Origin of the sequence: Mycobacterium sp. (assembly GCF_004298145.1) — a bacterium.
In the GTDB taxonomy this organism is placed as follows: domain Bacteria; phylum Actinomycetota; class Actinomycetes; order Mycobacteriales; family Mycobacteriaceae; genus Mycobacterium.
In genome coordinates this window covers 94,177-104,840 of the sequence record NZ_SCRH01000014.1, presented here as the reverse complement: position 1 = coordinate 104,840, position 10,664 = coordinate 94,177, and the positions used below count along the sequence as shown (strand labels likewise).

Annotated in this window: 8 protein-coding genes; 2 read left to right on the top strand and 6 right to left on the bottom strand. The window is 69.9% G+C overall.

Annotation, left to right across the window (positions count from 1 at the left end; all coding sequences use genetic code 11):
* From EPN51_RS05625 to EPN51_RS05600, 6 genes are all read right to left on the bottom strand, one after another.
* Positions 1-156: FAD-dependent oxidoreductase (locus EPN51_RS05625; protein WP_293038431.1), on the bottom strand; the 156-nt coding region annotated here is incomplete at its 3' end.
* 103 nt (positions 157-259) lie between these two features.
* Entirely contained in the window at positions 260-1,042 is a 783-nt protein-coding gene (locus EPN51_RS05620; RefSeq protein WP_293038400.1) for a hypothetical protein, read from the bottom strand.
* Between the two features lie 60 nt (positions 1,043-1,102).
* Entirely contained in the window at positions 1,103-1,624 is a 522-nt protein-coding gene (locus EPN51_RS05615) for a sigma factor-like helix-turn-helix DNA-binding protein (protein ID WP_293038397.1), read from the bottom strand.
* Between the two features lie 79 nt (positions 1,625-1,703).
* A complete protein-coding gene (locus EPN51_RS05610) occupies positions 1,704-5,291 on the bottom strand; it encodes a lipid II flippase MurJ (protein ID WP_293038394.1) in 3,588 nt (1,195 codons plus the stop codon).
* A 65-nt stretch (positions 5,292-5,356) separates the two neighbouring features.
* Positions 5,357-7,741, bottom strand: coding sequence for a hypothetical protein (locus EPN51_RS05605; protein ID WP_293038391.1), 2,385 nt, complete (start codon positions 7,739-7,741; stop codon positions 5,357-5,359).
* Entirely contained in the window at positions 7,738-8,472 is a 735-nt protein-coding gene (locus EPN51_RS05600; RefSeq protein ID WP_293038388.1) for an NUDIX hydrolase, read from the bottom strand. The genes EPN51_RS05605 and EPN51_RS05600 overlap by 4 nt, the downstream gene beginning before the upstream one ends.
* A gap of 200 nt (positions 8,473-8,672) precedes the next feature.
* Between EPN51_RS05600 and EPN51_RS05595 the strand changes: the two genes are divergently transcribed.
* Positions 8,673-10,115, top strand: coding sequence for a CCA tRNA nucleotidyltransferase (locus EPN51_RS05595; protein ID WP_293038385.1), 1,443 nt, complete (start codon positions 8,673-8,675; stop codon positions 10,113-10,115).
* Between the two features lie 24 nt (positions 10,116-10,139).
* Positions 10,140-10,649 (top strand): pullulanase, encoded by a 510-nt coding sequence (locus tag EPN51_RS05590; RefSeq protein ID WP_293038382.1) that lies wholly within the window; start codon positions 10,140-10,142, stop codon positions 10,647-10,649.
* The last annotated feature ends 15 nt before the right edge of the window (positions 10,650-10,664 follow it).

Below are 10,664 nucleotides of genomic sequence, written 5' to 3'. Positions count from 1 at the left end.
ATTCTCCACCTCCGTCGTGGTCATCAACGCCCCACCAAACGAAGTCCCCTCAAACACCACCGGCGCCAACTGCGCCCGCGCCGCATACAACGCCGCGGTATACCCCGCAGGACCCGAACCAACAATGATCACGTCATGCACAGTGTCGACGGTCATGAAAACCTTTCGAGCGATCGTCTCTGGACCCGTATAAACGCCAGCGTAGGCACGGCTGTTCCCGGGTGATTGGGATAACACGGGCGGCGCCCATGGCACCACATTAGGGGCGGGGCACCTGGGTATTGGCCAACAGCCCGGTATCGGCGGCGCTGCAATGCGGCGAGACCGCGTAGACAGCCAGGACGTGCGGGGTGTCGCCGGGGATCACCAGAATGATGCCGGGGCGGGCGTTGATCTCGACCGGACGCGCGCCAAGTACCCGTGTGGCCGCCGGATAGCCGAGGCCGGTGAGGCAGGAGGCGCGCCGGGCCGGGTCGCTGAGCGAGCCTCCGGCAGAGCCGAAGTCGGGGGCGCGGTCGAGCAGGCCGAGGATGTCGTTTTGGGAGAGGGGGATCTCCATCGGGGGCGTCGACACCGTGATGTGCTCGATGTCGCCCGGGGTGCTCAGGGCGGGCTCGGGAGCGTTCAGCAGCGCGACCGTGCCGAAGCCGATCGCGGCCAGCGCCGCGCACAGACCGGCGACCGCCGCGATGGTGCGGGCCGGCCGGAGGTGGGGGCGTGCGGAGTGAACGGCCTGTCCGGCTGCGCTACCGGACGCCGGATCCGCGGACCGCAGCGCCGCGGCGATGCGGGCGGAAACGTGCGCGGGCGGGTCGGGCGCCGATATTGGATCGGCGCCGTCGGCGGCGACATCGCGACGGACCTGGTTCAAGGCGTCCAGCACGCCGGCGGCTTGGGGGTCGGCGCGGACTTGGCGGCGGACGCGGGCGGCGGCCTCGTCGTCGAGCACGCCGGCCTGCAGGTCGGCGAGGAGTTCGACCGTCAGCGGGGGTTCTGATTCCGCGTTGCGGTGATCCGCCCCGTCGTTCGCCGCCGCATCCATCGGACCCAGTGTCCGTCATGCACCGACGGATGGCCACGGATGCCCCCGCGTGGTGGCTGGTCAGGCCTGGCCGGCGGCGCCCTCCGGGGTGACGCGGGCCCCGGCGTTGAGGTAGCCGAGCAGCTCGGCGAGGCGGACCCGGGCGCGGGCACACCGGCTCTTGATCGTGCCTTCAGCGACGCCGAGCAGCCGCGCGGTGTCGGCCACCGAGTAGCCCTGCATATCGACGGCCACCACCGCCGCCCGCTGCTCGACGGGAAGCCGCATCAGGGCGCGCTGCACGGCCATCGTCGTCTCGACTTGGGCCGTGCGATCGGCAACCGGGTAGACGTCCTCCAGCGGGACCGTCGGGTGGGCCTTGGTGCGCCGCAGCCGGTCCAGGCAGGCGTTGACGACGATGCGGTGCAGCCAAAGCGCGTCTTCCGCGTCCTCGGGGGTGCGAGTGGTGAGCCGGGCAAGCCGGTGCAGGTGGCGCTGATGACGAAGAAAGAGCTCGCTGAAGGCGTAGCGGTCGCCCGCCACGTGGGCCGCCAGCAGCTCGGCGTCACTGCGGTCGCGCTTGACGTTTCCCCCGAAGCCCACGGCCGGACACTAACCAATCCGGTATCGGGCGGCACTTCACTCGGAAGCGCTGATGTGAGTTTGCGGAACGCCCCGCGGATCAGGACGCAGCCTGGACCGTGATCTCGAAAAAGCCGGCCTGGCTCTTACCGTTGGTGGTCCCCAGCGTGGAGATCCACACCAGCAGATTCGACGTCGGGGAACCGGCTCTGACCGGGATGACGTTGTGGCCGGGTTTGAGGGTGAAGCCCTGAGCCAGCACGGTGGTGTCGTTGAGGGAAGCCGGCGCCGACGAGGACGCCGCGCGGATCTCGACCTTGGTCCCGGTGCTGGGCGTGTCGATGGTGACCTGGCCGACGACGGTGGGGCTGGGCAGTTGCAGGATCAGGCCCTCGCCCTGTTTGAAGCTGGGGAAGGGGACGGCATCGGTGTAGACCTCGGTCGCCCAGGCGGTTGAGGGGTCGCCGTCGATCGCCTGTCCGGCTGTGCCCGGGTTGTCGGCTTCGCCGTCGGGGGAGTAGACGCTTGCCCTGGTGGGTTTGACGACGCTGCCGGCGGCGGCGGACGTGGTGGTCGTCGACGCCGACGCCGACGCGGACGACGAGGGGCCGTTCAGTCCGAGTTCGTCCTTGTTGAGGCCACCGCCGACGTTGCCGAAGATCTTGCTCACCACCGACGCCAGCACCAGCAGGGCCACCACGATGACGGCGAGGCCGGCGCCGGCGCCGATGAGCACGTTGCGCCGCCGGCGCGCGAAGGTCGCCTGCTCCTGACCGGGCGAGATGAGCGCCGTCGACGGCGAGGGCGAATCGTCGATCGGGCCGAGCACCTCGGTGCGGTCGGCGACGGCGGTCGCCTGCTGAAGCAGGTTCAAAAGCGTTGAGGCGCTGCGTATTCCGCCGTCCTCCTGGACTGCCCGGACGGCGACGGCGGAAATCTGGAACGGGATGTCGCGATCGACGGCCATGGGTTCGACGGGATTGCCCGCGGAGTCGCGTTCGGCCTGCGCGAGCCCGCTGCGCACCCCGCTCTCCAGCAAGGGCCAGCGGTTGACGAGTAGGGCATACAGCGCGGCCCCGATGCCACGGATGTCGTCTTGGGGGTTGGCGTCGGGCATGGTCGCCGGGTAGGCCAGCACGACATCGCCCTCAATGCTGACCCGCACCCGGCTGGGGTGGTCGATCGACAGGGCGACGCCGGCGCGGTGGGCCGCGTCGGCGGCGGCGGCCAGCGACTGCATGGCCCGCACGGTGCCCACCGGTGACGGTGCGGTGTCGGCCACCTCCTGCAGCGAACCTCCCCGAATCCACTCGGAGACCACCAGGCCGCCGGAGCCGGTGCGCACCACGTCGAGCACTCGCGCGATACCCGGTTTGTCGATGCGGCTGAGCCGCAGCGTGCGGGACAGAATCTCCTGCAGCACCTCGTCGGGCAGGGCGCCGTCCGGGTCGACGAAGGTCAGCGCGACCTGCCGGTCGAGCGCGGTGTCCAGCGCCTGCCAGAACTGCAACGGTGGCGCACCGCCGTGGAACACCAGCAGTCGATACCGGCCCCCGGCGATCCGGGCGCCGGGAACCAGGTGGACGTCGTCGGCCGACGAGTCCGCGGTGCGCTCGCGGGGTGCATCGAAGGGGGTTGGCCCGCGACGGGATTCGCTCGCGACGTCACCGTTGACCGGATCGGGGAGGCGTTGGTCAGGCGGGGGTGGCGCCGACCGTGGCGGCTCATCGGCGGGAATGTCGGGCTGAAAGTTGTCGGCGACCGGCCGCGGAGTCCCTGAGCCTGTGCCGGGCCCGGCACTGGCTGCGGGGCTCTCCATCGGGCGGTCGGTCACCTCCGGTCCTTTCGCTAGCCGGGCTCGGTTTGCCCGCTCCGGAGGCCTGCGCCGGATCGGCTCCTGGACCGCATTGACCCCAGGCGGGGACGAATTCCTCTGCTCAGGGTACGTGACGGGGCGCCGGTGAGACGATCGATCCGCTGCCTTCGGTCTGCGCGGCCGCGGCCCCCGGCCCGTGATGCGGAACCGCAGGGCGTCCAGCGCCGCCTGGGCGTCGGGAACCTGTGCGCGGAGCATGACCGCGGCCGTGATCGGCAGCATGATGAGCCCCAGCACGAACAGGCGAAGGAGGGAGCCGGCGCCGCCGTGCTCGGTGAGCTGGTCAAGTCCGAACAGCCGGTCGACGACGTGGGCGACCAATCCCGCCAGCATGGAAGCGGTGAGCGTCACCAGGATCGTTCGCACTTCACCCACGCCGATCAGGTGGCCGCCGGCGGGCAGCAGCGTGCGTCGCAGTAGCAGATAGCCGATGAGCGCCCCGGCGAGAAAGCCGACGCCGTTGGCCAACCCCAGGAAACCGGCCACCAGCTTGGGGTCGTCGGTGAGGTGGGGCGCCAGCACCGAGCCGAGGATTTTGACGGCCGTGATGACCAGGATGATCACGATCGGCGTCCACGGCTGTTCGCGCGCGTAGAACACCCGCAGCTGCAAGAGCACCAGGCCGTAGGGGATGAGCGTGAACGCCGAGAGGGCGATCGCGGCGCCGAGGTATCCGGCGTCGACGTTTCCGAAATGGCCGTAGGCGAACAGTGCGCTGCCCATCGCCGGGCCGCCGACGGTCATGAACACCGCGATCGGGATCAGCGTGATCAACGTCAGCCGGGTGGCCAGCGACAGGTCGGCGAGCACGGCCTTGGTGTCGTTGGCGGCCGCGTTGCGGCTCAGCCGCGGCATCACCACTGTCAGCACCGTCACCCCGATCATGCCGAACGGCAGCATGAGGACCATCCAGGTGTAGTTGTAGATCGCGGGGCCGGATGCCGCTGCGGTGCTGGCGATTTGGTTGCCGACCACGAGGCCGAGCTGGCTGATCAGGACGTAGAACACCATGGCGGCGGCCATGGTGCCGAAGCGTTTGAGGCGTTCGTCGATTCCCCACAGCGGGCGCAGGTCGACGCGTTGTCGTCGCAGGGCGACCAGCAGCACCCCGGTCTGTACGAAGACGCCCAGCGTGGTGCCGATGGCGAGCACCAGCAGCTTGGCGTTGCCCATCCGGACGGGATCGACCGACAGTTCACCGGGAACGGCCGCATAGATGGCCAGCGTGGCCAGCGCGACGATGTTGTTGGCGACCGGCGCCCACGCCGTGGGCCCAAACACGTTGCGGGTGTTCAGGATCGCCATGAACACCGAGGTGAGGCCGTAGGCGAGGACCTGGGGGAGTAGGAGGTAGGCGAAGGCGATGGTCAGCGGCTCGTTGACTTGCGGGGTGCGGCCCAGCATCAGCCGCACCAGCAACGGGGCGGCCAGCACCGAGGCGGCGGTGGCGAAGATCAGCAGCGCCGTCGTCAGCGTGACCAGGCGCCGCACGAACGCCGCACCGCCGTCGGGGTCGCCCTGCTCGGCCCGCGCCAGCACCGGCACGAAGATCGCGGTGAACGTCGCCTCCAGGACGAGGGCCGCCACCAGGTTGGGCAGCTGATTGGCCACCGAGAACGCGCTGGACAACGCGGCGCCCAGGATCGCGGCGAGCAGCACCACCCGGGCGAAGCCGGTGAGCCGGCTGATCAACGTCGCGAAGGCCATCGCCCACGACCGCGACACCAGCGCGGCGTCCGACAGCTCCGGGCGTCGACGATCGATTCCGGCGGGCACGGGCGGCAGCGGCCCGGTCGGCGGCGAGCCCTGCATCCCGGAACGCCGCGGCGGCTCTGGCAGGCGGTGGTGGCGCGACGGGGCCTGCCGGTAGGCGGGGTTCACACTCGGGGCTTCTGTTCGATCCGCTGGTCGCCGGGCTCGGCGGCGTGCGGGGCATCGGGTGGGTCGGGGCGGTCCAGGTCGGCGGGATCGGGCTGGCCGCGGAAACGGTGCCACAGCCGCCGCCCCGCCAACAGCACCAGCACCGCCGCGGCGGACAGCGTGATCGCGAACAGGACCTTGCCGTAGGCGTTGGAATGCACCGACAACCGCACCGGCTCGCCCAGCCGCAGACCGTCCGCGGTCCGCAACGTCACGTCGACGGCGACCCGTTGGGTGAAGTTCACTTCGATCGGAATCCGCAACGGAAGGTAACCGGGCGGCAGCTCGATCTGACCGACGTCGGTGACGTTCATCCCCGGCGGGGCGTCCACATGCACCCGCACCCGGATCGGAACTGCCAGGCCGTTGCGCAGCGCCAACGGTAGCGGGCTGTGCTCGGTGGCCAGTGTGTACGAGCCGCCCGGGTTGACGATCGTGACGGCGCCGAACAAATCGCTGATCGTCTTGCCGACCACCGCGAGGCGCTGCTGAGCCAACCCGTTGCGGGAATCGGGTGGTTCGGACTGGCTCAACGCGCGCAGCATGTCCTCACGCAGCGGCGCGGTGTACTGGACGCCGGTGAGCCCGGTGCGGTCGTCGGTCATCAGCGCGGACGTCAGACCCCACACTCGGGCGACCTGACCGGCGATCTCGGCGGTGACGTCGTCGCTGAACTGCCCGCGCGTGGAGGCAGAGGCGCCGACCTCCTCCGGTGGTTCGGTGCGGGACGACGCCTCGGCGACCACCGCCGGCAGTGGGCGCGGTACCGCCAGACCGGAGCGGATGGTGGTGCTCAGCGCGGTGAGCATCACCTGCGCGTCGTCGGCCTGCAGATTCCAGGTTGCCGGCGGGACCAGGATCTGTGTGCGCGGTGCGGTGTCGTGGCGGAGCGCGTGCCAGAAGATGGAGCCCAACGCGTCCTGGCGGCGTGCGGTCACCGAATCGTGCGCCAGCCGGACCGTCAGGGAGGGATCCAGGTAGGTGGGCGCCTCGGGGGTGTTTCCCGCCCCGGCGAGTGCGGCCCCGACGGCCGGATCGAACGGCGCGACCACGACTTTCGGCGACAACCGCCGGGGTGCGGTGTCGACGCTGGTCTCCGAGGAGCCCTGCGCGTCGGCGGCCGACAGGTCGGCGGCGGCGATCGCGACCGTGCCTTCGTTGGCGCCGAGCAGGTTGACCGCCCGGCCGGTCAACGCGGCGTCGGGCACCAGCGTCGCGCCGCGGGTGGAGGAGACGTCCAGGATCCTGTCCACGATGCTGTTGCCGCTGGTGGTGGCGGTGGTGCTGAGACCGGGATCGTTGACGCGCTGCAACGCATCCAGATCGGCTTGCGCGTAGGGCAGCGGCGCCACGCAGGTCCGGTGCGTGAGCGCGCGCAGGCGATTGAGCCATGCGGTCGCGGTGGCCTGTCCCGTGCCCGGGTGGGTCGGGGTCCCGGGAAGTTGAGCTGGACCGTCAGGGGAATTGGATACGACATAGCCGGCGGTCATCGCGTTGACGGTGACCAGCAGATCGGGGTCGATCGCCAGACACAGCGCGCGGCTGACGGCGCCGTCTGGGTCGACGTCGTGGCTGGTGGCAACCTCGGCCGCCGACAGCAGGATGTCGAGCCGGCCGCCGCCGGCCAACGAGGTGGCCAGGTCGTCGTCGACCAGGCGGACCGGGACGGTCCCCCCGGGCACGCCGGGGGCCAGCCGTGGTCGGTCGGCCAGCGGCCACAGCATGGTGATCCACACGGGTTTAGAGGTATCGGGCGCGACGGCGGAGCCCACGTCGTCGGCGCGGTCGGGCGGGACCCCTACCACGGGCAGCAGGAAGCGCGCGTTATCCAGACGGGCGGGGGCACCGTAGTCGGGCGTGCCGTTGACGTTGACCAGGACTGGGTAGATGCCGGGCTTTTCCACTCCCAGCGACTCTTTGGTCAACGTCCGCAGCGGGGCTGACAGGGTGAAGCCGACTTTCTGCCCGCGCTGCAGTTCGGGAGCCACTGTGAGGAAATCGGCAGCCGGCTCGTATTGGTCGGTGTCGCCGTCCAGGGAGGTGCGCAAGCCCGCCGATGCGGTGATGGCGCCGGCGTGCTCAAGACGGACCATGACGTCGCGGACCGGGCGGTCGCCGATGTTGATCACCATGCCGCTGACGGTCACGACGGGCGGACTGGTGGTGGTGACCACATCCGGGGTGACTTGATCGATGTGCACCCGGACGAACGGCGTCACCCCCGGCTCGCCTGCGGCCGCGGGCGGAACCACCGGCCCGGCGAGTACCGCGAGTCCGGCCACGATGCCGAGCACGGCGGTGAAACGCAACAAGCCGGCCCAACGGAAAAGCGGTACGGTCACGGCCCCGGTCCGTGGCCGTTCTTCCGGCCCCTGGCCGGTTTGTCCGAATGCCGAGTCCGCGAATGCGTCTGCGGGCGGCGCCGCGGGGAGCTGGGCGGCAGCGGAGGGAGCGCGGCCGGGCCGTCGCTTTGCAGCTTGTCGATCAGCTCGTCGGCCACGCGGGCCAGGCGGCGTTCGTCGGCGTAGGCCAGCCGGGATGGCAGTTCTTGCATGGGCACCCAGGCCACTTCGGCGACCTCGAGGTCCTCGTCGGACAGCTGTCCGCCGGAGAAACGCAATAGATAGTGGTGGACCGTTTTGTGCACGCGACGGCCGTCGGTGACGAACCAATAGTCGATGCGCCCGAGCGCGGCTAGCACGCTGCCCCGGATGCCGGTCTCTTCGGCTACTTCTCTAATAGCGGTCTGTTCGGCGGTCTCACCGAGTTCGATGTGGCCCTTGGGCAGCGACCACAGCATCCGTCCGCGCCGGTCGATGCGACCGATCAGGGCGGCGACCTGTGAGTCGCGGGGCCCGTCGAGGCCGTCGATGACCAGTCCGCCGGCCGACGTCTCGTGCACGGTGCGCAGCCGCTCCGGCCCGCGACGGGACGCGCGGGATCGGTGCGGTTTGGTGACGGTCGAATCGCTGGTTGTGTGACCGTTGATCTTCTTCTCGGGCGAAGCCGCAGCGCCACGGCCGCGGCGCCGCCCCCGGCGCCGACGCGGTTTGCCTTGTTCGCCGTCCGACACCCAAGCGATAGTAGCTGGCACGGCATGCTCTCCTGGACATACTCGCCGCTGGGTGAGTGCGCGAAGGTGCGATAGCTACGACGATTCTCGCGTCGGATCGGGCCTATTGCTCGGGCTACTGCCCACGCCGCACCGAAGATGAGTCGGGGCTGACCGGCCACCCCGGGTTTTTCGCTCCGGCCCGACTAGGCTGATCGAACGTGCCTGACGCCGCCCAGGATGCCGACCTGCTCACCGCCGCCGCGGTAGCCCTCAATCGGCATGCGCCCATGCTGGCCGAGTTGGGCTCCGCGTTCGACGCGGCGGGCCATGAGCTCTATCTCGTCGGAGGTTCGGTTCGGGATGCCTTGCTGGGCAGGTTGAGTCCCGACCTCGACTTCACCACCGATGCACGGCCCGAACAGGTGCAAGGCCTCCTGCGGCGTTGGGCTGACAACCTGTGGGAGACCGGTATCGAATTCGGCACGGTCGGTGTCGGCAAGAGCGGCCATCGCTTGGAGATCACCACGTTCCGTGCCGACACCTACGACCAGGTGTCGCGAAATCCCGAGGTGCGCTTCGGCGAGCGCCTCGAGGACGATCTGGTGCGCCGCGATTTCACGGCCAACGCGATGGCTGTGCGGATCACGCCGGAAGGGCCGGGCGAATTCCTCGATCCGCTAGGCGGTTTGGCGGCGCTGCGCGAGCGGATGCTGGACACCCCGGCCGCGCCGGAGGTGTCCTTCGGCGATGACCCGCTACGGATGCTGCGCGCGGCGCGGTTCGCCTCGCAGCTCGGCTTTACGATCGCCCCGCGGGTGCGCGAGGCGATCGAACAGATGTCGCCGCAATTGGCCCGGATCAGCGCCGAACGGGTGGGCGCCGAGCTGGACAAGCTGGTGCTCGGCGACGATCCGACGGCCGGCATCGATCTGCTGGTGCACACCGGGATGGGCGAGGTGGTGCTGCCCGAGGTCGGCGGCATGCAAATGGCCATCGACGAACACCACCAGCACAAGGACGTCTACCAGCACTCACTGACCGTGCTGCGCCAGGCGATCGCCCTCGAAGACGACGGGCCGGATTTGGTGCTGCGCTGGGCCGCGCTGCTCCATGACATCGGCAAGCCGGCCACCCGGCGCCACGAAGCCAACGGCGGGGTGAGCTTTCACCATCACGAGGTCGTCGGCGCCAAGATGGTCCGAAAGCGGTTGCGGGTGTTGAAGTATTCCAAGCAGATGGTCGACGACATCTCGCAACTGGTGTATCTGCATCTGCGATTCCACGGCTACGGCGACGGCAAGTGGACCGATTCCGCGGTGCGCCGCTACGTCACCGATGCCGGACCGCTGTTGCCGCGGCTGCACAAGCTGGTGCGGGCCGACTGCACCACCCGCAACAAGCGCCGGGCCGCCCGGCTACAGGCCAGCTATGACCGGCTTGAGACGCGGATCGCCGAGCTGGCCGCCCACGAGGATTTGGCGCGAGTGCGTCCGGACCTGGACGGCAACCAGATCATGGAGCTGCTCGGCATCCCGGCCGGCCCCCAAGTCGGCGAGGCCTGGCGGTTTCTGAAGGAGCTGCGCCTGGAGCGCGGCCCGTTGGACACCGACGAGGCGACCGCGGAGCTACTGGCGTGGTGGCAGTCACGGGGGAACGCCTAGCGGCGGTGTCGCGTCCGAGTACTCGTGGACTACTGCATCGCTGGCGACGATGGCGCGGCCGCCATTTGGCACGGCCAACCCGACCTCGACCTTGACGGCGACGGCCGCTTCGAATCGATCGGGCTCGATTTCGACCACGACGGGCTGCGCGACGACGCACTCGCCGATCTCGACGGCGATGGCCTCGTCGATCACGCCGTCCTCGACCTCGACAACGACGGCACCCCCGAGGCCTACTTCACCGACGACGGGTCCGGGACGTGGGCGGTGGCCATGGACCGCGGCGGCCAACTGCGCTGGTTCGGCCTTGACGGTGTCGAGCACACCGGCGGCCCGCTGGTCGACTTCGACGGCCACGGACGTCCCGATGACCGGCTCCTCGATACCGACGGGAACGGCCTGGCCGACCGGGTGCTGCGCGCTGACGACAACGGCGTGACCGGATACGTCGACACCGACGGCGACGGTAAATGGAACGTCCGGCTGACCGACAGCGACGGTGACGGTCTCGCCGACGGCGCGAGTTCGCTATGAGATTGCTAGCGTAGC